The organism is Brevibacillus sp. MER 51 (genome assembly GCF_023714195.1).
GTDB lineage: Bacteria > Bacillota > Bacilli > Brevibacillales > Brevibacillaceae > Brevibacillus.
Genome location: NZ_JAMAUS010000005.1, coordinates 373092 through 399534, shown reverse-complemented (window position 1 = coordinate 399534; position 26443 = coordinate 373092). Strand labels below are relative to the sequence as shown.

General features: G+C 46.9%; 26 protein-coding genes. 18 read left to right on the top strand and 8 right to left on the bottom strand.

From position 1 onward, the window contains the following. Positions 1–90: IS3 family transposase (locus tag M3630_RS31170; RefSeq protein ID WP_483298460.1), on the top strand; the 90-nt coding region annotated here is incomplete at its 5' end. Positions 91–543: 453 nt separating this feature from the next. Further along, complete coding sequence (locus M3630_RS14130; protein ID WP_173608307.1) at positions 544–2118, top strand: FAD-dependent oxidoreductase; 1575 nt, start codon at positions 544–546, stop codon at positions 2116–2118. Between the two features lie 4 nt (positions 2119–2122). On the opposite strand, the gene M3630_RS14125 is transcribed toward M3630_RS14130, so the two are convergent. Then, on the bottom strand, positions 2123–2713 hold the full coding sequence (locus tag M3630_RS14125; protein WP_173608306.1) for an AAA family ATPase: 591 nt from the start codon (positions 2711–2713) through the stop codon (positions 2123–2125). 164 nt (positions 2714–2877) lie between these two features. On the opposite strand from M3630_RS14125, the gene M3630_RS14120 reads away from it, so the two are divergent. Together M3630_RS14120 and M3630_RS14115 are read left to right on the top strand one after the other, a co-directional pair. Continuing rightward, positions 2878–3465 (top strand): DUF3238 domain-containing protein, encoded by a 588-nt coding sequence (locus M3630_RS14120; protein WP_221869049.1) that lies wholly within the window; start codon positions 2878–2880, stop codon positions 3463–3465. A gap of 217 nt (positions 3466–3682) precedes the next feature. After that, positions 3683–4252 carry a GNAT family N-acetyltransferase gene (locus M3630_RS14115; protein WP_251252497.1) on the top strand — a complete coding sequence of 190 codons (570 nt, stop codon included), beginning with the start codon at positions 3683–3685 and terminating at the stop codon, positions 4250–4252. Between the two features lie 61 nt (positions 4253–4313). Here M3630_RS14115 and M3630_RS14110 read toward each other — a convergent pair whose 3' ends face one another. Beyond that, on the bottom strand, positions 4314–5774 hold the full coding sequence (locus tag M3630_RS14110; RefSeq protein WP_251252496.1) for a flavin monoamine oxidase family protein: 1461 nt from the start codon (positions 5772–5774) through the stop codon (positions 4314–4316). 154 nt (positions 5775–5928) lie between these two features. Between M3630_RS14110 and M3630_RS14105 the strand changes: the two genes are divergently transcribed. The 4 genes from M3630_RS14105 to M3630_RS14090 all read left to right on the top strand — a co-directional run bounded on the left by M3630_RS14105 (position 5929) and on the right by M3630_RS14090 (position 9768). Continuing rightward, on the top strand, positions 5929–6492 hold the full coding sequence (locus tag M3630_RS14105) for a putative glycolipid-binding domain-containing protein (protein ID WP_251252495.1): 564 nt from the start codon (positions 5929–5931) through the stop codon (positions 6490–6492). Positions 6493–6514: 22 nt separating this feature from the next. Next, complete coding sequence (locus M3630_RS14100) at positions 6515–6901, top strand: hypothetical protein (RefSeq protein WP_173608302.1); 387 nt, start codon at positions 6515–6517, stop codon at positions 6899–6901. 18 nt (positions 6902–6919) lie between these two features. Further along, positions 6920–7390 (top strand): macro domain-containing protein, encoded by a 471-nt coding sequence (locus M3630_RS14095; RefSeq protein ID WP_173608301.1) that lies wholly within the window; start codon positions 6920–6922, stop codon positions 7388–7390. A 362-nt stretch (positions 7391–7752) separates the two neighbouring features. Further along, positions 7753–9768 (top strand): endonuclease MutS2, encoded by a 2016-nt coding sequence (locus tag M3630_RS14090; protein ID WP_251252494.1) that lies wholly within the window; start codon positions 7753–7755, stop codon positions 9766–9768. 78 nt (positions 9769–9846) lie between these two features. Here the strand turns inward: M3630_RS14090 and M3630_RS14085 are convergent, their stop codons facing one another. The 3 genes from M3630_RS14085 to murB all read right to left on the bottom strand — a co-directional run bounded on the left by M3630_RS14085 (position 9847) and on the right by murB (position 12504). Next, positions 9847–11037 (bottom strand): multidrug effflux MFS transporter, encoded by a 1191-nt coding sequence (locus M3630_RS14085; RefSeq protein ID WP_251252493.1) that lies wholly within the window; start codon positions 11035–11037, stop codon positions 9847–9849. A 187-nt stretch (positions 11038–11224) separates the two neighbouring features. Continuing rightward, positions 11225–11578, bottom strand: a complete 354-nt coding sequence (locus tag M3630_RS14080; RefSeq protein WP_251252492.1) for a HesB/IscA family protein — start codon at positions 11576–11578, stop codon at positions 11225–11227. 23 nt (positions 11579–11601) lie between these two features. Continuing rightward, a complete protein-coding gene (gene murB / locus M3630_RS14075) occupies positions 11602–12504 on the bottom strand; it encodes a UDP-N-acetylmuramate dehydrogenase (RefSeq protein ID WP_251252509.1) in 903 nt (300 codons plus the stop codon). A 219-nt stretch (positions 12505–12723) separates the two neighbouring features. Between murB and M3630_RS14070 the strand changes: the two genes are divergently transcribed. Together M3630_RS14070 and M3630_RS14065 are read left to right on the top strand one after the other, a co-directional pair. Next, on the top strand, positions 12724–13359 hold the full coding sequence (locus M3630_RS14070; protein WP_251252491.1) for a helix-turn-helix transcriptional regulator: 636 nt from the start codon (positions 12724–12726) through the stop codon (positions 13357–13359). A gap of 53 nt (positions 13360–13412) precedes the next feature. After that, positions 13413–14330, top strand: coding sequence for a phosphotransferase (locus M3630_RS14065; RefSeq protein ID WP_251252490.1), 918 nt, complete (start codon positions 13413–13415; stop codon positions 14328–14330). Between the two features lie 55 nt (positions 14331–14385). On the opposite strand, the gene M3630_RS14060 is transcribed toward M3630_RS14065, so the two are convergent. Continuing rightward, positions 14386–15864 carry a sigma-54 interaction domain-containing protein gene (locus M3630_RS14060; RefSeq protein ID WP_251252489.1) on the bottom strand — a complete coding sequence of 493 codons (1479 nt, stop codon included), beginning with the start codon at positions 15862–15864 and terminating at the stop codon, positions 14386–14388. Positions 15865–16190: 326 nt separating this feature from the next. Here M3630_RS14060 and fmdA point away from each other — a divergent pair, with 326 nt between their 5' ends. Together fmdA and M3630_RS14050 are read left to right on the top strand one after the other, a co-directional pair. Beyond that, on the top strand, positions 16191–17372 hold the full coding sequence (gene fmdA / locus M3630_RS14055) for a formamidase (RefSeq protein ID WP_251252488.1): 1182 nt from the start codon (positions 16191–16193) through the stop codon (positions 17370–17372). Between the two features lie 36 nt (positions 17373–17408). Next, the gene (locus tag M3630_RS14050; RefSeq protein ID WP_251252487.1) at positions 17409–17720 is read left to right on the top strand and encodes an FmdB family zinc ribbon protein; all 312 of its coding nucleotides are present in this window, start codon (positions 17409–17411) and stop codon (positions 17718–17720) included. A gap of 19 nt (positions 17721–17739) precedes the next feature. On the opposite strand, the gene M3630_RS14045 is transcribed toward M3630_RS14050, so the two are convergent. Continuing rightward, on the bottom strand, positions 17740–18474 hold the full coding sequence (locus M3630_RS14045) for an SDR family NAD(P)-dependent oxidoreductase (RefSeq protein ID WP_251252486.1): 735 nt from the start codon (positions 18472–18474) through the stop codon (positions 17740–17742). A gap of 276 nt (positions 18475–18750) precedes the next feature. Between M3630_RS14045 and M3630_RS14040 the strand changes: the two genes are divergently transcribed. From M3630_RS14040 to M3630_RS14015, 6 genes are all read left to right on the top strand, one after another. Beyond that, positions 18751–20370, top strand: a complete 1620-nt coding sequence (locus tag M3630_RS14040; RefSeq protein ID WP_251252485.1) for an AraC family transcriptional regulator — start codon at positions 18751–18753, stop codon at positions 20368–20370. Between the two features lie 32 nt (positions 20371–20402). After that, positions 20403–20996, top strand: a complete 594-nt coding sequence (locus M3630_RS14035) for a nitroreductase family protein (RefSeq protein ID WP_251252484.1) — start codon at positions 20403–20405, stop codon at positions 20994–20996. Beyond that, the gene (locus M3630_RS14030) at positions 20971–22008 is read left to right on the top strand and encodes a FecCD family ABC transporter permease (RefSeq protein ID WP_251252483.1); all 1038 of its coding nucleotides are present in this window, start codon (positions 20971–20973) and stop codon (positions 22006–22008) included. The genes M3630_RS14035 and M3630_RS14030 overlap by 26 nt, the downstream gene beginning before the upstream one ends. Continuing rightward, entirely contained in the window at positions 22008–23033 is a 1026-nt protein-coding gene (locus M3630_RS14025) for a FecCD family ABC transporter permease (RefSeq protein WP_251252482.1), read from the top strand. Before M3630_RS14030 ends, M3630_RS14025 begins: the two co-directional genes overlap by 1 nt. A 44-nt stretch (positions 23034–23077) precedes the next feature. Further along, positions 23078–24079, top strand: coding sequence for an ABC transporter substrate-binding protein (locus M3630_RS14020; protein WP_251252481.1), 1002 nt, complete (start codon positions 23078–23080; stop codon positions 24077–24079). Positions 24080–24928: 849 nt separating this feature from the next. Then, positions 24929–25525 (top strand): PepSY domain-containing protein, encoded by a 597-nt coding sequence (locus tag M3630_RS14015; protein ID WP_251252480.1) that lies wholly within the window; start codon positions 24929–24931, stop codon positions 25523–25525. 29 nt (positions 25526–25554) lie between these two features. On the opposite strand, the gene M3630_RS14010 is transcribed toward M3630_RS14015, so the two are convergent. Beyond that, positions 25555–26328 (bottom strand): metallophosphoesterase family protein, encoded by a 774-nt coding sequence (locus M3630_RS14010; protein ID WP_251252479.1) that lies wholly within the window; start codon positions 26326–26328, stop codon positions 25555–25557. Between the last annotated feature and the right edge of the window lie 115 nt (positions 26329–26443).

The window sequence follows — 26443 nt, the reverse complement described above, 5'->3', positions numbered from 1 at the left end:
GAAAATTACATCTGTTTTTATAACCAAGATCGAATTCAGGAAAAATTGAACTACCTGTCTCCATACGAGTATGGGAAACAGGTAGCCTAGGTGCTTTTTCAACGTCTCATTAATTAGGGTCAGTCCAATAGTCACGCTGAAGGGATTTTTTGTGCTTATCTTCACTTTGCGGTGCTTTCTGTCGCTTGTATTTTTACAAAAAACAGAAAGAAAAGGGAATAATTTCTTGACTGTTCGCATTTTGTTCATATATATTTGAATAAGAACACATGTTCTTGTTTTTGTTTAGACGATTCCACTTCAATACACAAGTTTGGCGTGGAGATGGGGAATTCAGGCTTGGTAAGAGACAGCTGGAAGGGGATGAAAAGGGTCATCACTCTGAGGGGAAATTAGGGGCATAGATCCAGAAACAAAGTTTGCACAAGTAGAAGCTGATGAAAAAATATTTAGTGTTTTTTGCGAAAATTGTAACGTATTGTCATTTTTTGCGTATTAACTGACAGGAACAACCAAAAATCAGAAAATGTGGAGGGGAGCAGAATGAGAGAACTTCATGCTGATGTGGTGATTATTGGGGGAGGCACTGGTGGCTGCGCAGCAGCACTGGCAGCAGCGAAATCAGGAAAATCAGTCATTATGACGGAGGAAACCGATTGGATTGGCGGTCAATTTACGAGTCAGGCGGTACCTCCAGATGAGCATCCATGGATCGAACAGTTTGGTTGCACGCGCAGCTATCGGACATTCCGTGACAGCGTGCGTGACTATTATCGCAACCATTACCCAATGACGGCAGAAGCACGCGTCATTCCGAATCTTGACCCTGGTAACGGTTCTGTAAGTCGCCTTTGCCACGAACCAAAAGTAGCACTGGCTGTTTTTTATCAGATGCTTGCTCCGTACATTAACAGTGGTAGACTTACTATTCTGACTAATCATAAGCTGCATGCCGTTCGCATGGATGGCGATAATGTCTTGTCGATCACGGTCGAAGATAAGAAGCATCATGATTTTCATGAATTGGTAGCACCTTATTTCTTGGATGCGACAGAATGTGGAGATGTTCTCCCGCAAGCCGGCGTCGAATATGTGCTTGGCGCTGAATCAGTTGATCAAACTGGAGAGCCAAATGCTGTTGTCGGACCGCCGCAGCCAAATGATATTCAGGCGTTTACGTATGTCTTTGCCATGGACTATTTGGAGGGAGAAGATCATACAATTGCCAAACCGGAAACGTATGACTTCTGGAGAAACTACAAAGCAGATTTTTGGCCGGACAAGCTGCTCAGCTGGACAGGTTCCAACCCGCGAAATACTGCTGAATCTGTACGATATGAGCTGTTCCCGGGTACTAAATATTTTCCGCTCTTCACGTATCGTCAGGTTGCTGATCCGAAAAACTTCCAAACCGGTTTGTACAAGAGTGGTGTATCGCTCGTTAACTGGCCGCAAAATGATTACTGGCTGGGCTCGATCATCGATGTGCCAGAGGAAGAGCGTCAGCGTCACCTTTACGGTGGTAAACAGCTGAGTCTCTCCCTTCTGTATTGGATGCAAACAGAGGCTCCTCGCCCAGATGGTGGACAAGGGTATCCTGGCCTGCGACTGCGCAAGGATGTAGTAGGAACAGAGGATGGACTGGCGATGTATCCGTATATTCGTGAATCCCGCCGGATCAAAGCCGAATTCACCGTTTTGGAGCAACATGTGAGTGCATTTGTCCGCAAAACAGGCAAAGCAGAGGCTTTCGAAGATTCCGTTGGAGTCGGTAGTTACCGAATCGATCTACATCCGAGTACAGCGAACCGCAATTACGTCGATGTGTCTACCTATCCGTTCCAAATTCCGTTGGGCAGCTTAATCCCTGTGCGTGTAAATAACCTGCTGCCAGCGGGCAAAAATCTTGGGGTTACGCATATTACAAATGGATGCTTCCGTCTCCACCCAGTAGAGTGGAACGTTGGTGAAGTAGCTGGTTATTTGACAGCTTATTGCTTGCAATATGGCTTGACTCCTCGCGCTGTTCGAAACACTCCTGATGAGCTGAAAAAGTTCCAAGCGTTCTTGTACGCGGAAGGCGTAGAGTACTTCTGGCCAACGATGTACGCAGTGTAAGAAGTTAGACGATTTGGTTGCCTGAGTTCGGCATGTCACTGAACTCAGGCTTTTTCATAGAGAGTAAGATTTCCTCCACCGTTTCCTGAGGTGCCTGCTCGGAAGAATCGATCCACATGCCGAGCTTTGGTGTCTCGGTTTGCAAGATTTTATTGAGATGGGAAATCGTCCAAGCACCATACCCTGTTTTGGAACGGGAAGCTTCTCTCTCTTCAATTGCTTTTTCGCTTGGCGAGAGTACTACAACATACAACGGACGGTTCCGAATCATTTCTACAAATTCGCCCAAAAAGGGGCCGATCACAACATCCTGTACAACCACATTAAATCCTGCTTCAAAAAAAGTGTCTGCTGTAGAGGCTGCTATTTTGTAGCGCAACCGCAACTGTCGAATGGCTTCTTCTGACGGTTCAGGCATATACTCCTCTCTGCCATTTACAATCATTCGTCGGAACGAATCACCACGCAGATGGACGCCTCGATTCAGCTTTTCAGCAAGTAACTGAGCTACCGTTGATTTTCCAGAAGCCATAACCCCGGTAACGAGAAAGATACATCTGTCTGGAACATGAAGATTGGCATTCTCTTGCAACATCTTTATCCCACCTTACTTTATCAGGATAGATCCTATTTTTTTGCACGGAAAGTAATGATAAGCAGCGTTGACAACGAAATGATGATATCTGCATGGTGTTCTTTTTTTACCAAAACATAACATATTTGTCTTAGAAGAACAATGACACATGGAGGTGCCAAGGTATGGTGAACCTGATCAAAATCAGGGCGAGTGTATTTATCCCCCTGTCATGGACGGAACCAAGAACTGATTCGCAAACAGGAAAAATCATTCAATTCGAAGGCGATTCGCGTGAATTTACCCCGCATGCAGTTAACGCCATGCGTTCCAGAGTGGAGCAAGAGGTTGTCGTAGACTTTATGAAAAAAGAAATTTTCACCTATCAGAACACGGGAATCACAACAGAGAAGATCACGAATCCTGATGGCTCGATTCAGCTGAGAAAGGGAAAAGCGAGTACAGACGGCATTTTGTGCAGGAATATGATATGGAAATCGGATGATGAAGTGAGCTTTGAAATGAGCGCAAGTGCGAGCAATCCCCTGAATGAGCATGCGCCTCCGGTTGACTACTTATTATCAGTTACGGCGAAAAGGGATGGTCTTGTACAGATCGAAGGAGCGCATGATGGCTTCCCTTGTTTTGAGTTTTATAAGCAAGCGGATTTTGGACCGTTTGAAACGATTCATACCCATGATTTCCGCGAAACAGGTGATACTCCGGCAGCCATGGCTGGAGAGATGGAATATCACTTTCGCAAGATGCTGTAGTACGAACGCATTATCACTCTGCTATCCTCCACCAGTAGAACAGAGTTGTCACGACAACTATATGGATCAAGGCATCGTCAAAAAGAGCAACGCACAAGCAGATTCAGCAATTCGAGACATTGCTTCTTTCTATCATAAACTATATCATGAACTAGATTATGGAAGGGAATGAGGCAACCAAAATGTCCCGTCCTACGTTTGTGAGGAGGTTCTTATCGTGAGTAGCCCGACGATGTTCGATCAATTCCCTGTCATCGAAACAGACAGATTGATCCTGCGACAACCTGATCAACAAGACATAGAAGATATTTTTGAAGTGTTGTCTCATGAAGATGTGGCGAGATATGTAGGAATAGCGAGATTTCAATCGATTGCAGATGCTGAAAATGAACTTCGATGGTACCGAGACTTATTTGAACAAAAACAGGGACTCAGGTGGGCGGTCACGGATCGTTTCACTGGAAAATTTCTGGGTAGCTGCGGCTATAAACATTATCATGCTGGACATAACAAAGCGGAGATTGGGTATGATCTGAATTTTTCGTGGTGGAATAAGGGGATCATGTCGGAAGCACTGCGGCCCATTATCGCGTACGGGTTTACGCATATGCATCTAAACAGAATAGAAGCAGATGCAGATACACGAAATACGGCATCTATCCATTTGCTCCAAAAATTTGGCTTTCAGGTGGAAGGAATCCATCGAGAAACGGAATTTGAAAATGGGATGTACATTGATCTTGTGAAGCTGGCGCTGCTTCGAAAAGAATATGAGTTGAATTCGTAAAAGAATCATAATCGACAAACGGCGGGGAATGTACGGAATCTTTTATCGTACAGAACCCCGCTTATTTTCTGCCCACCTCTACAGCCACGCGCACAGCAGACTCAATCGCCCCCTGAATCCAGCCGTGATATTCATTCGAGATATGCTCCCCCGCAAAATAAATTTTTCCTTCAGGCGCACCAATGTGGGAAGCAAATTCCGTCTCCTGCAACGGTTTGAACAAGGCAAAGGCACCAGCAGCATGGGGCTGCAATGCCCAATTATGTGCGACCCCCGTAACGAATGTATTGTACACCTGCTCTCCATGAATATCAGCCAGATGCTTTACTGCTCGCATCACTTGAACTTCTTGCGACATGCTGAGCCAAGGAAGGTCGTCATCTTCCCATGTGTAACTGACCAATACGACACCCCCGGGCCGATCAAATCCGTGATTGGGGAAGTAGGAGAGGCGAATAGGCGAATCCGTTACTGTTTGTCCGCTCCTTATTCCTTGTGCTTCCCAGAAGCGCTGAGAAAACTGAACGCCTATTTTGGATGAAGAAACATAGTGGAGTTGACGAATGGCTTTCCATTTTTGATAGGAAAACAGGTCGTACGGTTCGACCTGAACAAACTGCAAGACAGTAAAAGGGATGGTAATAATCGCGATATCGCCGGTCATCTGAAACATTTCGTCTGTGTCGGTACGAACGCCAGAAATGGTCATTTGATTCCCCGTCTTGACGATTCGCGTCATTTTATGCCGGAGATATATATTGTCTTGTAATTGTGGGAGAAATGCCTGTGGTAGCTGATCAAATCCCCCTGCTATTTCGTAAAAGCGTGTAGAAGGATCGAACAGGATGAAGTCTCGTAAAATTTCGGGAAAGGCGAGCTCAGGGAAACCCTCGAAGCCAGTCATGACCTTGATCATATCGATAGCGGGGGAGGATAAGGAAGGACCAACAGGATTGAAGCGTAAGAACTGGTCCATGGAAAATCGATCGTATTTTTTGACGATGATGGGCCAGTTCGTTGCTGGATTGAGATTGATGAAGTCGATGACAGGCTTAATGGCTTGCCCGGCTAATTCATTGAAAGTACGGCCTTTTTCATGTGGGGCTACAGGGAACCGGAGGATGTCAGGATTACGTTCATAGATCCAGCGTCTTGTTTTGATGCCATTTACGGAGAGGATATCGTTGGGAGAGTTGTTGATAAACGGATGAAGGGGCAGAGCGAATTTCGTCACGTATGCCAGGGTAAGTTCGTGCGTGTGAGGAATACGCATGGCCCCGGCATCCAGATAATGGCCATGGGTAAACGGAGAGCGCAATGTGTACACTCTGCCCCCTATCCGGTTTGCTGCTTCCAAAATCGTTACGTTGTGTCCCGCTGCTTTTAGCAACGAGGCAGAAACAAGACCAGCCATCCCAGCCCCGACGATGATGATATGGAGGGGGGAGTGGGTTTTGGGGAGACCATTGCGAATAATGGACAGCATGTCAGGTTGTGTTAAGGAGAGGGAGGGATTATCCATCGATTGTCTCCTTTCCATTATTTTCCGGTACTATGATCCTATTCCATATATGACTCAGGTATGCGTTGTGCAAGCCGGTTATACAGGACTCTACCATTTTGATCCAAGAAATGATAGGATGAGAAAAGGGGAACAAATGATCGGAGGGGTTCGCATGTTACCAACGAATGTTATCTGGAAACCAACCACAGGTGTAGGATATGAGCATTTGAGCATACGGGAGGGCTCGAACAGAATCCACGTAAATAGCATGGTGATCGGAAGGCTGGATGACGCTAGTATAACCAGAATCCAATATGAAATGGTCCTGGATTCAAATTGGGTCACACATGAGGTTTCACTGGCAATCATGGGCGAAGAAGGAGCTTTGCATCTCTCATCGGATGGCAAGGGAAACTGGACGAATGAGGTGGGTGAGCCCATTCCTGAGCTCTTTGGCTGTATCGATATCGATATTTCTTGTACACCTTTCACAAATACACTGCCAATCCGCCGTTTATCGTATTCTCCATGGGAACCACAGTCTATTCAAGTAGTCTATTTCTTGGCCCATGAGCTGACGTATAGACAAGTGCAGCAGCAATATACGCTGTTAGAAAGCAATGGGGACTCTTCTGTCTATCGATACCAGGCTGGAACATTCGTGGAGAACATCACTGTTGATACAAATGGGTTGGTCCTGAACTATCCAGACCTGTTTATTCGTGAGCAGGTGTAGGAAGAAGGAGTGATTGTTCTGCATGGCTGAAAGGTTTATGGCGGGTATAGTGGCGAGTTTTTTATTTACATTTGCAACTGCCCTTCTGTATTTTCAGGATCGATTCTCGGTTCTTCCCGTCGCGATGCTTACGTTCCCGACGGTGTTTATGTTAGGGATTCCGCAATCTATCATCATTGATTGGGTCATGAAGCGAATGCCATTGAACAAGAGAAGGCACCTTCTCATACTGGAAGCAATGCTGTACGTCGTGGCTGGAATCATCGCAACGATGATGCTTTTCTTCATCGTTATGCATACCTTAACGCTGCTTCTCAAGTTTTATGTCCTGGGCGTAGCGGCATCTGTGCTTTATTTTGTTTGTCTGCGCTTCTTTAGGCGTAAAAAGAAAGTCCTGCATGAAGCGTAAGGAAAAGGAGTGAGTGCCATGAATGAATGGGTACAAGTCGTGTCAGGGAATATTTTGGAAGCTACAGAAAATATCATCGTGCAGCAGGTCAACTGCATGGGTGTGATGGGGGCAGGTCTTGCCAAGCAAATTAGGGCCAACTATCCAAGTGTTTATACGGAGTACAAGCGTCATTGCGAGCAGTATGCAGATGCACGAGGCGACCTCCTTGGACAAGTGCTACTTTGCCAGGTCGGGGAAGGGAAGTACATTGCCAACCTTTTTGCACAGCTCGGTTATGGAAAAAAAGGAATCTACACGAAATATGACATGCTGCAAAAAGGGTTGGAAGAAGTTCTCTCCCTCGCGAAAAAAGAAAATCTGACCATCGCCATTCCATACGGGATCGGCTGCGGATTAGCAGGCGGGGATTGGGATGTGGTGAGGAAACAGCTTGACGATATTTTTACTGGTTATGGTGTGAAGCTGTACAAATTCGAAGCGGATTGACGGCAGAGGATCACATGCGCTATAGTGAAAGGAACCATATCTAGGGAGAGATGTTGATGTCGGCGGTCGTTCTTAACTAAAGCAATTCCATACAAAAGGTCTTGATTCACCATTCGAAATTTTGCCCTGTAGCAAAGTTTCTTTGTGCTGGGTGATAATCGGCCTTGGAATTAGTTAAGAACAACGGATATCATACAATGCCTTAGGTGAAAACCCTATCATTGCGCCCAAAATCCGTGCTGTGTTCAGCGCGGTTTTTTATTTGGTTGCGTTTTGTTTAGGTATACCAAAAAAAAGGGCGGAGAATGACATTTGTTCATTCTTCGCCCTTTTTTATTTTTCATAAAAAGGAGAAATCAGTCATGAATGAAAAAGCATTACAGCGTCTCGAATACGACAAGATCAAAGAAAAGGTAATGGAATACGCCTTATCGTACGCAGGGAAAAAGCATGTAGAACAAATGATGCCAATGGAGTCTGTCAAGGTAGTGCGTAGTAAGCTGGACGAAACAGCTGAAGCCAAGAACATCCTGCAAAATGGAGCTAGTGTACCAATTCCCGCGCTGGAAGGGATGGAGAAGATCCTTTCTCTTCTAGGGACGGGATATGTATTTGGCGTAAACGATTTTACGAATCTGTACTTGTTCCTAACGAGTTGCTCACAACTCATGAAGTACATGGCAACAAAAGCACAATTGGCGCCACGGGTAAGCACTTATGCAGCATCGATGTACGACGCTACAAAATTGAGGAACGAAATCGAACAGTGCATCCGTCATGGGCAAGTTGTCGATTCCGCCAGCAAAGACTTGTTGAAGGTGCGCAAACGCATTGTCGTATTTGAAGAGCGCCTGAAAAGGCAATTGGATTCGATCATGAACAAATATCGTTCGATCATGCAAGAAAATGTGATTAGTACACGCAATGGACGCTATGTCATCCCTATCAAAAAAGAACATCGCAAGCAAGTGGCAGGCAGTGTCTTAGATGAGTCGGCGAGCGGTCAAACCGTCTATATGGAACCGACGGAGATCAGCGCCGTACAGTTTGAGCTGACAGCACTCAAGGCAGAGGAAGAACGCGAGGTAACAAAAGTACTGATGCAATTGTCCGCGTACGCAGAAGAATATACCCATGAACTCACCGCGAACGTCGAGATCGTTGGAATGTATGACTTCCTTTTCGCAAAAGCGAAGTACGCATTGGCAATCGGAGGCGCGAACGTCGAGCTAAACGAAAAAGGAATCCTTGATGTCAAGGAAGCACGGCATCCGCTACTCGGTCCGAAAATGGTGCCACTGCATTTGAAAATTGGTCGAGAGTACAAATCGCTTATTATTACAGGTCCCAATACAGGCGGGAAAACATTGACCTTAAAAACCATTGGGCTGTTAACCATGATGGTTCAGTCAGGTTTGCTAGTACCAGTACAGGAAGGCAGTCGTTTCTCCATTTTCCGAAACATCGCTGTAGATATTGGGGATGGGCAGAGTATCGAGCAAGCGTTAAGCACGTTTTCGGCGCATATTCATAATGTCTTGGAAATCTTGAAGATTACCGACGCCTCGACCCTTGTTCTAATTGATGAGATGGCTACGGGTACAGATCCAGGAGAAGGGGTCGCTTTATCGATTGCGATTTTGGAGGAGCTGCACCGAAGAGGCGCGACAGTAATCGTGAATACACATTTTAACGAAATCAAAAATTTTGCCTCCGCAACTGCTGGGTTCCAAAATGCACGAATGGAATTTGACGAGGAGACCTTGCAGCCACTGTATCGCTTGCGAATCGGAGAAGCTGGCCAGAGCTACGCATTCCTGATCGCACTGAAGCTGGGTATCCCGTCTGAGATGATTCAGCGTTCTCGGGAAATTACTCGGAATGGATTCATGACTACGACTGCCGCTAATGAAAGGCTGGAACAATACCAAGACGTCGAGCAGGAAGAGTATGAGGCTCCAGGCTATGTGGAGTCACGGATAATAGAAAAGCCGGAAGAAGTGGTAGTGGCAGTAGAAGAGGAAACGCGTGAGCAACTTTCCCAGGAGATTTCCGAAAAAGCAGCAGATACCCCAGCCACGCCAAAGCGTGACAAACCATTTGCTGTTGGCGATAGTGTATTCATCTCCTATTTGGGGAGAACCGGCATCGTGTTTGCTGCGGAGGACTCCAAAGGTATCGTTGGCGTCATGATTCAAAATCAGAAATATAAAATCAACAAAAAGCGCCTCGTCTTGCATATAGAGGGCAAAGAGCTGTATCCGGCCGATTATGACATGGACATCGTTTTTGAGACAAAAGAGAACCGAAAGAAACGTAAAATGATGAGTCGCAAGCATGTCGAAGGATTATCGATCGAGACGAAGCGGGAGGAGTGACGAGTACAGGCAAAAAGCCGATTTCTCTATGAGAGAATCGGCTTTTTGATGTTGAAGTTGCTGAAAAGAGCGAATCGGCTATTTGGTTGTATGGCTGGCCGTCATTTGTTTACTAACAAGCACCATCATGATTGCCAATAGCAAGAAGTAGATGGGCATGGTGACCAGCGAGCCGTTATGAAAATAGCTCATGCCACTCGTAATGAGACTGACGATGAGGTAGTAAATCAAACCAAAAATGGCGCCAGCAGTTCCGAGCACATCGCTGTAGTGGACAAGAGCTAAACTCAGGCAGTTTGGAATCATGATCCCAATCCCTAGCAAAAGGGTAAAGATAGAGATTACCATGATCGCCATCGAAACAACGGACGGGCTCACTCCATACAAAGTGAAACTTGTGAGGCATACTGCTCCTAACGTTGTCACCAGTGAGCCGATCAGGATAATGCTCTCAGCGGGGTATTTGGTTAGCAGTTTTTTCGAGAGCATGGCCCCGATCACAGAAGCCAAAGCTACGAAAATCCCCAAGAACCCAAACACACCAGGCGTCATGCCGAAAAACGCAATGAAAATAAATGGCGTTTCGGCATAGTAACTGAACAACATGCCATTTGTCGCCCCAATTAAGAAGCCAAAAGCCCAAATCCTTTTGTCCGTAAAAAGGCGTTTGGCTACAGCCAGCGTGTTTATCTTTGAAGCGGTAAATGTTTTGGTCTCAGGTAACGATACAAACGCGTAAGCAAAAATCGCTACGCTCATCGCAATTAGCGTGAAGAAAACAGCCTGGTATCCAAACGATTGATCCACCCAACCACCGATTAAGGGGCCAATTGCAGGCGTAAAAGCGAGAGCAGCTGAAATCTGAGCAAAAACAGCATGACGCTTGGTGGTATCGGTACTCTCTCGTAAGATGGTTTGGGTTACCACCGATCCTGCACTCGCACCGAAAGCTTGAATGAACCGGCTCCATAACAACCAGTCAGCTGAAACGGAGAGGTAGCAACCCAAGCTGCCCAGACCGTAAACGAAAATTCCCCAGAGCATGGCAGGGCGTCGGCCGATAGCGTCAGAGAGTCTTCCCCAACAAAATACGCCAAAGGCAAAACCGAGGAAGTAAATACTGAGTGTCAGTTGGATCGTATTGTTACTGGCATGAAGACTATTGGCGATATCAGGTAACGAAGGTGTGTAGATCGTTTCACTAATTTGCGGAAAACCCACCAGAATGATCAACAGTAGCAAAGATGGTGTTGAGATTTTTGTATTCACTTGTACATTCCCCCTACATTCCGAAAATCTCAAACAGCGCAGGAGGGAGATTACGGGATTGGGGGTTTACATTTGATTAGTCTGGAAAATGAAAGCATATTGTCACCTTACATAAGTAATAGGGGGAAATTTTTCACTAGAATAGCATTCGTTTGCAATCGGTGACAAGTCATTTTCGTCTGGTGATTTATTCACACTTTTCTCTTTGTCCTCGATGTAGGGCTGTACGGAAGCTGCTTCCACAGCCGCAGGTTGCAATCGCATTCGGGTTTTGGATCGTAAACCCACCCATCATTCCTGTCTCTTTGTAATCGATTTCGACGCCATCGACATACGGATAACTTTCCGGATTGACGACTAACTTCACGCCATCCATTTCGATTGTGGAGTCGCCCTCTCGATAAGTATCATCAAAACCGAGCCCGTAGGTCATTCCGGAACACCCGCCGTCCTTCACGCCAAAACGAATGAAGAGAGAAGAGCTTTCTTGTTCAAGCATATTTTGAATGCGAGTGACAGCAGCTGGGCTGATTTGAATCATCGTGAGACCTCCCTATTTTATGTTTACAGTTCACCTACGATTACAACTTCAGGAACAAGCTGAATGCCAGATTGGCTGTGAACTTTTTCCTGAATCTGTCTCATGAGTGTCCATACATCAAGTGCAGTGGCATTGCCGGTATTCATAATAAAATTGGCGTGTTTGCTCGATACTTCCGCGCCTCCGTACCGCATACCTTTTAGGCCAGCATCTTCGATGAGCTTTGCCGCAAAATGGCCCGGTGGATTTCTGAATACACTGCCCGCACAGTCGAACGGCAGAGGCTGTGTTTTTAAACGTTTTTCTTTATATTGGTTCCATTGGAGCTTGATGCTTTCGCTATCGCGCAAAGTCAGTTCAAAAATCGCTTCTGTGATAATGACATCAGCATCTTGCAAGGAAGAGTGGCGATAAGAAAAATCCAAATCTACAGCACGCAAGGAGCGAATGGCTCCGGTTTTCGTGATCACTTCAGCTGAATGGAAAATGTCTGATATATCCGATCCGTTGGCGCCTGCATTCATATACACAGCTCCACCGACAGACCCGGGTATTCCACCTGCGAACTCCAAGCCACTGAGTCTGTGCTTGTTTGCCAATGCTGCAAGCTTGATTAAGGAGTAGCCGGCCCCTGCATAAATCTGATTGCCCACGATTCGGGCATAGTCCAAAGCCTTGTTTAATTTAATGACCGCGCCACGATACCCCTTGTCTGTGATCAAAAGGTTGGAACCCTTTCCCATCACCATCCATGGGACATGATGTTCATTCAGTATTTGTAGGACCATGATCAGTTGAGATTTACTGCTCGGTATAATCAGTAAATCCGCAGGTCCGCCAATTTTCCAGGTAGTATGTGCCGCCAAAGGCTCCTGATAAGTCACTTCGACCCGTCGTTCACGGAGAAGGGAGAATACAGCTTTCATTCGTTTCACCTATCCTTCTTGGAAAAAACACCGTGCACTACAATCACAGTATAGGTACTAATTTATATATATTCAACTAAAATGTTTAATAAATTGCAGTTGCGTAACCTTTGTGATGAACAAAGAGGGTCACTTTATAAACATGTTTGTTGAATTAGTTATACAAAGGACATATACTGTGAGCGTATCGTTCTTTTCCAATAAAGGGGCGAAGAGAAAATGGAGAGATATAAACACCTGTCAACACGTGAATACATTCTATTGTTGCTGAAAAGGGAAGGGGAACTCAGCACAAAGGATTTACAAAACAGGCTGGAACTCACAAAGGTAGCTGTCAGCAGGCAAATGATCTACTTGGAAAAAGACGGTTTTGTTGTGTGCAGAGTAGGTCGTCAAAAAGCAGGCAGACCGATGCATTACTACTCGTTGACACAGCAAGGCAGCGGACAATTTCCGAATGATTACGGGCAATTGGCCGTGGATTTGATGGAGCATATCATGCTGGCAGACGGGGAAGACCGAGTGGATCAATTTTTCGCAAGACAGCAAGAAAAGATGATCCAGAAATACGAGGGACAAATGGAAGGAAAAGCGCTATCTGAAAAGGTGGCAGAGATGGCGCGCATCCAAGATGACAACGGATTTATGGCGAGATGGGAGCAGGTCAGTGATGAGGAATATGTGATCACGCAGCACAATTGTCCTTATTTTAAAGTAGCAGATCGGTATCAGATGATTTGTGCAAGAGAGCTTAATTGTTACCGAGCGTTACTGCAGACGAGCGTAGAACGGACGGAATGCGTGGCAATCGGCGGAAAGAGATGTGTCTATCAGATCCGATCTACGCAATCGTAGCTGTAAGCACCCATCACGGCAGATGAAAGGACAAATGGGAGGGGACGAAAACCATGACTAACTCGAATCCATGGGATGCTGACTGGGACGTATCCGAACCATTGGCACGTGCACTTATTTTCCGTCAGTTTCCGCGGCTATCTTCCATGCCCATCAAGCTGATCGGCTGTGGGTGGGATAACGTGGTCTTTCGAGTGGGGGACGAATATGTCTTCCGTTTTCCCAGGCGGAATGTCGCTGTTGCGTTGATCAAGAAGGAAGGGGTGCTGCTGCCAATGCTTGCGGCATTCCTGACGATCCCGTATCCAGAGCCTGTTTTTTATGGGGAACCAACCAACGACTATCCATTCCCTTTCTTGGGGTACACGTATGTGCCTGGAACGTTTCCAAAAGGCTTGACCGACGAGCAGCGTGCTTCATCAGCAGTGGCACTTGCAACGTTTTTAAAACGCTTGCACGCGTTTCCGTCCCAGCGTGCCCGGGAGAACGGCATCGAGCATGATCACAGGAACCTCCTGGACATTGCACAGAGAAAAGAAAAGATGCAGACGTTTTTGTCTACCTTAGCTGTACATATTCCTGCAGAGGATCGGGATGCGATCGCAAATTATTTAGGACAAGTCGTGATCGACCGATTAAGTCCACGTGAAGTGCTGCTGCACGGAGACCTCCATGTTAAAAATATGCTGGTAGATGAAGCCGGGCAGATATCAGGCATCATTGACTGGGGTGATCTCAATGTAGGTCACCCAGGAGCGGATGTAAATGTGGCGTACAGTTTTTTACCGCCACAAGCCCGTCAATCGTTTTTCCATACGTATGGAGAAGTGGATGAAGAGACAAAAATATTGGCGAGAATGATGGCGGTGTACATTCCGATGCTGCTCTGGATGCAAGCCATTGATCACAATGATGAGATAGTAGCAGAGGAAGCAAGAATGACGATACGGCGAGCACTCGCTGGCGAATAGGGTATCTGTAAAATGATTCGGGGGACAAGCTGCTAAGGCTCATCCCCCGAATTTCTTATCCGATTCCTAACTCTTCCATTTTTCGATAAAGGGTGCTTCGCGCAATACCTAGCTTTTTGGCAGCGGCGCTGATGGACGGAGCTTGTGTGATGGCTTGCTGGATCGTCTGTCGCTCTAATTCGCGCAATAATGGCAAAGGTTCCCCGGATGCTTCTTGCAGCCCATACTGCTGCTGCCATTCGCTCGGGAGATGGTGAGAGGTGACCCACGAATCACCGAACGCATGTAAAAATGCCCGTTCCACGATATTGCGCAGCTCACGAATATTTCCGGGCCATGAATGCTGCTTTAAGATCGCCAGGGCAGATTCACAGATATCGGTCGGACCGCCAGCATATTGGGTATGTAGCTGCTGGAGGAACTCGTTAGCCAAGGTTGCAATGTCTTCCTTGCGTTCGCGCAGAGGAGGGATGCGTATTTGCAGGACATTGAGCCTGTAGTAGAGGTCTGCCCGAAACTGCCCATTTTGTACCTGTTCTTCTATAGAACGATTGGTGGCTGCGATAATCCGAATATCCAATGGCTTTTCTTCGTGAGAGCCCAATCTCGTCACTTTGCGCTCTTCGAGGACGCGTAGCAAAAGCACTTGAAGCTCCAAACTCATTTCCCCGATTTCATCGAGAAATAGCGTTCCTCCATTTGCTGCTTCGAATTTTCCTGGTTGTCCTCCTTTTTTTGCTCCCGTAAAAGCTCCTTCTGTATATCCAAATAGCTCACTGGCGATCAGTTCGCGTGGAAGTGCTGCGATATTGACCGCAAGAAAAGGGCCGTCTTTTCTCGAACTGGAGGAGTGGATGGCACGTGCCAGGACTTCTTTGCCACAGCCTGTTTCTCCGAGCAATAACGTATTCGATAGCGATTTTGCAGCAATACGTGCTGTATGTAGTTGAGCTTGATAGAGGGGGCTATTCGTATGAATCTCTGAAAAAGAATCGCTGCTAGTAGTCTTTGAAAAGGTTGACATACTTGGGCGAATAAGAAAGAGGCGATACCACGTCTTCTCACCCAGATCGAGTTCTTCTAAATACCAATTGGTTAAGCGTTCTTGTTCCCATTCCGCCTCGAGCACAAGGCCTTCAACTAACGAAAATCGTTCTTGTGCCCGCTTGTTAGCAAAAAGTACGATGCGCTCGTCACTGAGTGCGATGAGGTATTCTTGGCTGTTTTCCGCCCATGCGAAAAGAAGACTCTTCCAATTGGGAACAGAATGAGAGGGATGCCTGAGTGCTGGAATCACATGATTCGTTTGAAGGGCAGAAGAATGTCGCGTAGTGGAATGAGATAGCGGAAAAAGCGGCAAAGAGCCATTTTGTAGCAAATGGATTAGCGCATCCCTAATCAGAGAAAATTCATAGGATGAAAGATTCGCGGTGGCCTGTAATTGCTGATAGAGAGAGTGAAAGACAGCATGAGAGATCGCGCGATGATGGGAACGCTCGGTTACGGAGGAAGAATCGAAAGACGAGAGTAGCATGCCGGCTTCAAAAATCGTTCTCGCACCCTTTCTTGTTATAGTTTGTTTGTTCGATCGTGGGACAGGTGTCCGACAAGGAAGCAGGGAAACAAACGACACACAATGACGAAAGCGATACAAGAGAGGTGGGACATTTCCGGGTCAAGGGCAGATCAACTGCATGACCTGTTTTGCGACAAGCACTTTCTATTAAGTATACAGGAGAAAATAGCCAAAAGAATCGGTATTATCAAATTTTTATTAGGTCCAGCAAGCATTGGCATGTCATTTGCTTCTTTTTGTGAATGTAGGGCATACGCATTTTGAACAAGTGAGGGGGAAGCAGCATGCCAGAAGTTTTATTTCGAGTTGATTTGAACAAACCGATGGAGGAGCAGGATACACCTGGTCACAACAGATGGCATCCAGACATTCCAGCAACCGTTTCCGTGAATCCAGGAGCTGTTTTCCGCATGGAATGTAAGGACTGGACGGACGGGCAGATCGCGAATAACGATGACCCTTCCGACATTCGGGATGTCAATCTCAATCGCGTCCATGTGCTCAGTGGACCTGTCTGGGTGAATGGAACAGAGCCAGGCGACCTCTTGGTTGTCGATATTCTCGATATCGGGGCACTCCCTCAATCGGAATGGGGTTTTAACGGGATTTTCGCCAAAGAAAACGGCGGGAGCTTCCTCGTCGATCATTATTCGCAAGCAGCCAAGTCGATCTGGGACTTCCACGGCATTTACACCACTTCTCGTCATTTGCCAGGAGTCAAATTTGCTGGGATTCTTCATCCAGGCTTGATTGGTACCGCACCTTCCCACCAACTGTTGGATCGCTGGAACCGAAGAGAGAGCGACCTCGTAGCGACAAATCCTGAAAGAATGCCGCCACTCGCGAATTTGCCGACCCCGCACAGTGCCGTGTTGGGAAGTCTAAAGGGAGCCGAGTTTGATCGGATTGCCAGAGAAGCGGCCCGGACTGTCCCCCCTCGCGAGCACGGCGGAAACTGCGATATTAAAAACTTGTCCAAAGGCACTCGCATTTACTTTCCGGTTTATGTAAATGGAGCAAAGCTGTCCATGGGCGATTTGCATTTTTCACAAGGAGACGGAGAAGTGACCTTCTGCGGCGGTATTGAAATGGCTGGTTGGCTGGATCTTCATGTGGACGTCATCAAGGGCGGGATGGCCAAGTATAACATCGTGAACAACCCTGTATTCAAACCGGGTCCAGTAGAGCCTCGCTATACCGAGTACCTCGTTTTCGAAGGAATTTCAGTCCACGAGACGACAGGGCAGCAGCTGTACATGGATGCGCATGTTGCCTACCGCAATGCATGCCTGAATGCCATCGAATATTTGAAAACAGCGATGGGTTTCACAGGGGAGCAGGCGTACATGCTGCTGGGAACGGCACCGGTGGAAGGAAGAATTGCAGGAATCGTCGATATTCCCAACGCATGCTGCACCTTGTCTATCCCGACGAGCATTTTTGATCGAGATATCTTGCCGAAGTAGCCAAGAAAAAGAACGCGAAAGAGGGAGCCAAATACGATGCCGAGATATGATTACATGTGCGAGGAATGTGGTCCATTTGTACAATGGCTGAAGATGAGCGAGCTTACAGATAGCATTGCGTGCCCCGATTGCCGGCTACCGTCAAAGCGTTTGTATGCCGCACCAGGATTGATCATGACACCGCAAGCGCTGCGACAACGTGTTGAGCGTGGCGTGGAACCAAAAGTGGTACGGAAGCATTCGCATTCCCATGAAGGAGGAGGGGGCAGCCATAACCACGGTAGCCAGACACAGCGGGGACATTCTCACAGTCGTGGGGGCAAACGCCCTTGGATGGTAGGGCACTAAACGCCCCTTTGCCATGCTATTACCGCAGATATCCGCCGTTGTTGATGTCAAAAGTCGCTCCGGTGTAGTGTTTGGACTTCTCCGATAACAGGAAAACGACGGTATCTGCCACGTCCGCTGGCATTACAGGGATATCGATGAGGCCGTGAGCGAGATATTCTGCCCGACGCCATTCTGGAATGGTGTCCATCATCGGTGTAGCAACCATAGTGGGTGCTACCGCATTGACCCGGATGTAGGGAGCGAAGTTCATTGCGCAGCTTTTCGTCAAGCCGAGAATTGCCGCCTTCGAGGTTCCATAGACTGCATCCGAGCTGCCCTCGATTCCAGATACAGAGGACAGGTTGACGATCGTTCCTCGTATTTGGGCAGGAAAAAGGAGCTTTCCGAACATCTGTGAGAAATAAATGCAACCTTTTACGTTAATCGCGAGCACTTTTTCAATTGTGTCGAGGTCGTAGTCCAGAATGTTTTTCGCCAGGTAAATGCCTGCGTTATTGACGAGACTGGTACAATCCGCATGCTCTGCCTCGATATGCGCAAAAAAAGCCGCGACCTCTTCATATTTGCTAACATCCACACAATACGTATGTAGTCTTTCTGCTCGATCCATCTCTTCTTCCAGTGCCAGCAAAGCTTCCTGATTGAGGTCACACGCGATGACAGCGGCCCCTTCTTGCAAGCAGTGCATCACTACGGCTTTCCCGATCCCAGAAGCTGCTCCTGTTACGATTACTTTTTGATTGCTCAGCATACCTGTACCTCTTTCTGTTTGTGTTTTAGTAGAAACAAAGGTAGAAAATATGAGATGCTTTGTTAAAATATACGATTATTTAGAAATATTTGTCTACAAAGAGTGTCATGAGAATAGCTTAAGTGGAAAGAGAAAACGTCGAGTGGTCATCTTGATGATCGTTTGGCGTTTTTTTGCTTTTTCTCACTCGAGTGCAATTGCGGTTTTGCCAAGTCTCTCGTACAATTGGTGAGAATCGTTATCAATTGATGCATCATGATTCAAGAGGAGTTATTTATGGGAAAAACAGACATATTTAGTGATCCGAATGTCATCACTGTAAATGATGTGCAAGTTTTGTCCATTTCAAAAGAATGGAAGCTTGTAGAAGCGAGAGAGAGAAGCGAACAAATCATCATTTTGCTAATAGAGGGCAGGGCGTCGTTTCGGTTGGATAAGACAGGAGGGATGCTTAACCAGGGAGATTGCATGGTCATATCTCCAGAGGATATGCAGGAAGGGCTCGCCCTCTTGCCCATTACGGAGAACCTCTATGTTTGTTACGTGGCGCTTTTTGCTGCTCATGCCAGAAAAGAAAGGGATGGGTGGCTCATAAACGAAGTGATGCTACCGATTCAGGGGAAGCACCATATCGAAACGATATCCTTAATTCACCATCACATCGAACAATTGCATCTGGCATGGCGAAAAGATCGCTTCGATCAGGCAACCATGCAGATTCTTTTTCTGAAGCTATGGCAAGCTATTATGGCTGGAATCACGCTGCAAGATAAAAAAACAGATCGTCAACAACTTCTTCAAGGGATCGCTGAGCATATGGAGCAGCATTGTGAGGAGACTTTTCAGATCGAGGAGATGGCTCGCTACTCAGGAATGACGCCGACCCTTTTCTACCAGCAGTTTAAGGAGTACACCTCGCTCACTCCCTTGCAATTCATCAATCGGAAACGAATGGAGAAGGCTTGTCAGCTTCTGGTGACGCAGGACGTGCTGATTCCTGAGGTAGCTAGTGAAGTAGGCTATCGGGATGTGTACTATTTCAGTCGGATGTTTAAAAAGATCGTTGGCGTTCCCCCTTATCGCTTCAAGAAATCGTTACAAAAGAAAATTGCCGTACTCCATCCAGCAATCATCGGTGATCTTCTTGCATTGGGGATTTCGATCCAACATCTGATCCCTGTTTGGGAAAAGCAACGGCAAAAGAGACCGTATTCCCAGATGGAAGCAGCCACACTGGAATTTGACTTGTACCGTCTGCATCAGATGGAGCCAGATTTGATTGTCGGAACAGATCAGGTTGCCCCTTGGCTTGAACAATTGGAAACCATTGCACCGACCTGGCTCATTCCTTTTAAAACAACGACTTGGCGAGATCATTTGCAACAGGTAGCTGCCATGCTGGGAATTACAGAGGTGGCGACCAGTTGGCTCTATTATTATGATCTGAAAGCAGCTGCGGCTCGCGAGCGTATCCGCAAAAAAATTGGAAATGAAACCGTTATGGCAGTGAGGGCGTGGGATGGTGGAGCCCGTATATTTGGTGCGAAAAGGCGGAAAATTTCCGATATTTTATACGGTGACCTACAGGTAAGACCTCCAGTGGGAACAGAGCATTTTGCCTTTCTGGATATCGCGAGCCTGGATGAGCTTCAAGATTTTCAGGCTGATCATATTCTGCTTTTCGACGAAAGGAAAATTCGAACGGATGTACGCAAGCATCGATTAAAAGGAAATGTACATCGAGCTGGGGTATATCCTTGGCTGCATTATTCCGCCCTCGGCCATGAGCAATCCATATCAGAGGCGCTCACGCATCTTGCAGAGTCACAGGAATGTACAAAAAAGGAATCAGGTTCTTCAATTTTCTTGCGCCCACAAGTTTGTGATAATGATTGAGAATGAGTATCACTATTGTTGGAGGGAACGAGATGGAGTCATCATTGTATCCGATTGCACAAGCGATCCGAGACCGCAGAACCATAAAGAAATTCAAGCCAGACCCGATTCCACTGGAATTGATTCGTGAGTTGCTGGATGTAGCTGTCTGGGCGCCTAACCACGGACTACGTGAGCCTTGGCGATTCGTCCTTTATATGGAGGAAGGGAAGCGGGTAGTTGTCGATGCCATTCTTCATAACGCCATGAAAAAAAGAGATCCGGAATTGCTTTTACGCGTCCCGGCCTATCTTTTGGTTATCGTAAATGAAGACTCTCGGCAAAGAGAACGGGAAGAGGACTATGCGGCAGCCTGCACGTTGATTCAAAATTTTCAGCTCGCGGCGTGGGAGCGGGGCTTGGGCGTCGTTTGGAAAACGGAACCGTTTACGTATCAAGCAGGATTTTTGCAAGCGGTAGGGGTACATGCGGAGGAAAAACTCGTAGGAATGCTTCAGCTTGGCTTTCCGGAGGTCATCCCGGAAGCACGAGCGAGAACGGCTGCAAATGACAAGCTGACCGTGATTCATTCGAACGTTGCTCTGGAGGATAAGAAGGGAAATGTCACTGTCACAGCCGATCACTAAAAATGCTTCGCTTCGAACCAGGCCGTGGATGGCGACGGTGTTGATTGTTGCAGGGATTTGCGCCATTCTTTTCGGGCTAAGTTCATCCATTGTCACTGGAGTGGCGAATATCTCGTTTGCCACCGTTTGGAATTCGATTTTTCATTATGATTCTAGCAACGAGCACCATGTCATTATTCAAACACTGCGAATGCCGCGTGCCTTGGCAGGAGCGCTGGTGGGAGCTGCTTTTGCCGTAGCGGGAGCCATCATGCAAGGGGTTACGAAAAATCCGATTGCGGATACGGGCTTGATGGGCATTAATGCAGGGGCTGGATTCGTACTTGTACTCGTTTTTGCTTTTGTCCCAGGACTCCCTTTTGAGTCTATTATTCTCTTTTCTTTTATCGGAGCGGGTCTGGGGGTAGGGCTTGTTTATGGTCTGGCCTATTTTTCCAAAAACGGTTTGACCCCCTTGCGGCTCGCGTTGGCAGGGGCAGTCGTCAGCTCAATCATATCGGGGATTAGTCAGGCGATTTCCCTCCTCTTTCAGATCAACTACGATCTGGCATTCTGGTCAGCAGGGGGGATCTCTACAGCGGAGTGGTTTCAAGTATCCGTCATGATGCCGTGGATTGTCGGAGGAATCGTTGTGGCCATAATCCTATCTCGCTCCATTACTATTTTAAGTTTGGGAGAAGAGATCGCAGCGGGACTCGGACAAAAGACAAGGCTGGTGAAGGGGGTGTCGGCGGCTGTCGTCATGGTGCTGGCGGGTGCTTCTGTCTCGACAGTTGGCGGTGTTGGGTTTGTCGGTCTTGTTGTCCCACATATCGTCCGTTTTCTGGTCGGGGTTGATTACCGCTGGATTATTCCATGCTCGGCAGTCATGGGAGCTGTTTTGGTTGTTTTTGCAGACATCGGAGCCAAAATGATAGCGATGCCCTATGAGACACCGCTTGGCGCCATTATCGCTGTTATCGGGGTCCCCTTCTTCCTGTATCTGGCAAGTAAGGAAAGGAGGGAGTGGTAGTGGACATCGATCAATTTTCCCAAAAAAGAAAAAGCCGTAGTGTCCGACTGATCCTTCTTTTCGCAGTGCTTTTGCTTGTCGGTTTTGTCCTGAGCTTGAACACGGGACCGTACAGTATTGGGCCCTTCGAGGTGTTGCAGACGTTGCTGGGGGAGGGTTCGAAAAAGCAGAGTCTCGTGTTGTTTGAGCTGAGGCTTCCTCGGATGGTGATTGCGGTCATGATTGGAGCGGGGCTTGCTGTATCGGGAGCGATCCTGCAAGGAATCTCTCGCAATGGCCTGTCTGACCCTGGCATTCTTGGAATCAGTTCTGGTGCTGGACTGGCTGTATTGTTGTTCGTCTCTTTATATCCCGCAACGAACATGGCCCCGCCTTTTTTGATGCCGTTTTTCGCACTCCTCGGTGCCACCGCCACAGCAGCCATAATCTATACGCTGGCATACAAGAAAGGGCACGGCATATCTCCTACCCGTCTCTTGCTTACAGGGATTGCAGTAGGGGCGGGACTTAGCGCCATCAGCATTATTTTGACACTTCAGTTGAATCCGCGAAACCTCGAGTTTGTCGTCACTTGGCAGATGGGATCGTTGTGGGGTTCCAATTGGAAGTTCGTGCTGGCGCTTATGCCGTGGATGGTGATCCTGCTGCCGTACGTGTATCGGAAGGCAAATGTACTGAACCTGCTCAGTATGAATGAACAAATTGCAGCAAGTCTGGGCGTATCTCTTCAACGGGAGCGACTGGCCTTGATGGCGGGTGCGGTTGGATTGGCTGCGTCGAGTGTAGCGACAGGTGGAGGCATAGGCTTTATCGGTTTGCTTGGCCCGCATATCGCGCGCAGATTGGTCGGACCCCAGCATCAATACATGCTGCCCATTACCGCGCTCGTCGGTTCCTTGCTCGTGTTGACCGGAGATACGATAGGGCGAAGCATTATGCCGGCTACAGAAGTACCGGCGGGTATTGTCATTTCCCTCATTGGGGGGCCTTATTTTCTGTATTTGTTGATCCGAACAAAAGGGTAAATCATGTTTGAAATCAGGAGATGAATAAAAGGAGTTCAATTGATATGAAAAAGAAATTATCAGGCATTTTGTCCGTAATCTTAGCCACAGCCGTCGTGGCCGGGTGCGGAGCAGGACAGGCGACTACAGACACAAACACTGCCAATAAAGCGCAAACGGTTGAGGCAGGAGCATCACAACCCGATACAAAAGGGGCTGGGGAGCCTGTATATCCTCGAACCATCAAGCATACGATGGGGGAAGTCACATTGGAGAAAAAGCCGGAGCGTGTCGCTTCTGTCGATATCATGGGAACAGATTACTTCCTCGTGCTAGATTTTGCTCCGATTGTATCGGAAGGCTTTGAGTCGACGAAAAGCAAGTCACCCATTTTTGCGAAGTATGCGGAAGGTAAAACGGTAAAGGATCTGGGTGGAAAAACGAATTTGGAGACTTTGCTGGAGATGGACCCAGAGGTTATTGTCATGACTAGCACCGGAAAAGGCTCCAGATTTGAGGAATTCAACAAAATGGCTAATTCCATTGTCATTGATTTCTCAGTGGATGTCCCCACTCGCCTCATGAAAATCGCTGAAGTAATTGGTAAAGAAGAAAAGGCGAAGCAAGTTTTGTCCGATTTTAATAAGCTGAAAAGCGAAGCAAAAGCAGCAGCAGACAAGCATAAAGGAGAAACGGCGCTATTCCTCGTTTCTAATGGTAAGGATTTTACGGTAATGCATCCCAAAAACTTCCCGATTTATTATAAGGAAGTGGGATTAACACCGATAACCGGATTGCCTGAGGATGGCAAGATTGGAGGGCGTATCGGAATCGAAGCGTTGAGTGAGCTTGCTCCCGATCATATCTTTATTGCGGAGAACCGCCGTTCAGCAAAAGCAGAGGAGCCAGAAGGGTTGATTCATATCTGGAAGGATCATCCTGTCTGGAAAAACCTCCAAGCAGTGAAAAACAACCAGGTCTACACGATGGATACACTCGCAGGCGATACGTTCTTCTTGGGAGAAATCGCTGGATTGGAAGCCATTAAGAACAATCTCGGAAAATAGAAATTTACTGCTGCTCATTCTGAGAATATTTCCATACAAGCGCTTTTTGTTCCAGAGCTTTTGCAAGTGAATCTTTCCCTTTTACATAACCGCCAGAATCATAGGGGAATCACCGAAAATCCTTTGCAACAACAGCGCCTCGTCTCTAAACATTTTGGCCCAATTTGCTTCGTAAGGACGTACTTCCATTTTTCGCATCCTGCTGTCACTCCTTTTTTACATGAATGTTGGTTTAGCGTAAACATACAAGAAGCACTCTGCAAGATTAGTAGAGTGCCTTTTTTCATTTCCGATTGCCTGATTCCGTATTGGCAGAGGAGATAGCTTGTGTTGCTTGTGCTGCCAATTGAATACGTGCTGGGTTTTTCACTTCCAAAGTCATAACGGACATGACAACCGTATGCATAGTGACGAAGAAATAGATTCAAAAAAAGATGTTTTTCAAAAGTGGTGATTCCACGGAAAAATCGTTTCTCCTTCTCATGTAAGAAAAAATAGAAAGTAATTAGAAACGATATGTATTACACTGCCATTCACGCTCTCTTTCGTATGTCATCGAGTCGACTGTTGTCCTCTCGATTGCTTTCATTATACGGAAAAAAGCGGAAAGCACGCAAAAGCGCGAATGGTTCATTTGCGTCGATTTAAAGCCAGTATGGTTCGTTTTTGCCAGTAGAAAACACGCGCTCTTTTTGTTAATCGCTGTGGCTCCCTGGCAATTATGAATGCTGTGAGAGGTCTCTTCTATTTTCTCATCAATTTCTAATCTCTCTCTTTTTTTTCCTTCATCTGTCCTTTTTATGATAAAGGAGATCAAACAAACCCAGTCGAAAAAAGGAGCGAGATCATATGAAAAAAGTAGTCATGACCATGGTAGGAGCACTGATTGTAGGGAGCCTTGGCGTAACAGCCTTTGCACATAGCAACCAATCCTACAGTGTACCGCAAAAGAACACTTCTGCCGTGTACCTGCAAATCGACGATGATGTGAAACACAACTGGGCGAAGCTCGTGCGCATCACGCCTGAAAAAGCACTGAAAAAAGTTCGGGATGTACAGCCTGGTACCATTATCGAATGGAAGCTGGACGAAGAGGACGGTTTCCTCGTATACAAAGCAGAGATCAGAAATAAGCAGCAAGAGATTGATGTGTACGTCGACGCGATGACTGGCGATGTGTGGCAAATAGTTGACCACGATGACGACAATGATCATGACGACGACAACGACGATCAGTGGGAAAAACAACCGGTGAAAATCAGTGTAGAACAAGCGAAAAAAATCGCGCTGGCTAAAGTGAACGGCACCATCAAATCCATGAAGCTGGATGATGATGATAACCACTATGTGTATGAAGTGGAAGTGAAAACGGCTAAAGGACAGGAAGTCGATTTGGAGATTTCCGCTACAACAGGCGCTGTATTGGATGTAGACTGGGACGATTAATCTAGGCAGCTATCCTTCTCAACCGACCCTCAATAAACAGAGGGTCGGTTTTTTTGTGCAAGTGCCTCTAAAAATTCCATTGCTTCTTGAGCCGTAGGTATCTTTCGGACATTCTCTTCGGCAAACTTCTGAGCTTGCGGATAGTTCGTGGAAGCGATTTGTTTTGCAGCAGCCTCTACGTCATAGGGTGTAAAGCGATGCTCGTAGCTGTCACCATCAAGAAGTAACCAATATGCCCCTGGTTTGTTGGCAAACGGCATGCCCACACTTCCTGCATTGAGGATACGCAGATCGCCAAGACGACGTTCAAATTGGACATGCGTATGACCGCAGATGACTATTCGTTGCAGCGTCCGCTCAAAGTAAGTGGCCACAACTGTATCAGGAGTGAGTGGGGTGAAAATATATTCATCATTGGTGGGAATGGCATGGCAGAAAAGTACGTCCTCATAATTCTCGCGTGTTAACGTGTAGGTAAGAGGGAGCCGCGAAAGAAAGTCACGATGAGAGCGGCTCAATTGCTCCGCAACCCAAGACGTGATTTCCCGCACAGAATCGGACATTTCCAAGGCCTGAGCCTCACCGTCAAAAGTGAGGAGTACTTCACGATCGCCATTACCACGAATGAATTGCACAGGTGTATCCAATTGGAAGAGTATTTCAAGTGTTTGGACGGGCATTGGGCCTGAGATGGTGTCCCCCCCGATGACAATAAGATCAGGCTTCACAACTTCGAGTTCTGTCAATGTTGCATGTAGGGCAGGTACATTCCCGTGAATGTCATATAAAGCTGCCACTCTCATTTTATTTCGCCTCCCATTCATTACGGAGTGTTCTTCAAAACCTTATTTCCAACGACCGAGTTTGAACCTATAATGTATCTTGGGCATATCCGCTAAGCTGTGGTATAATTTGGAA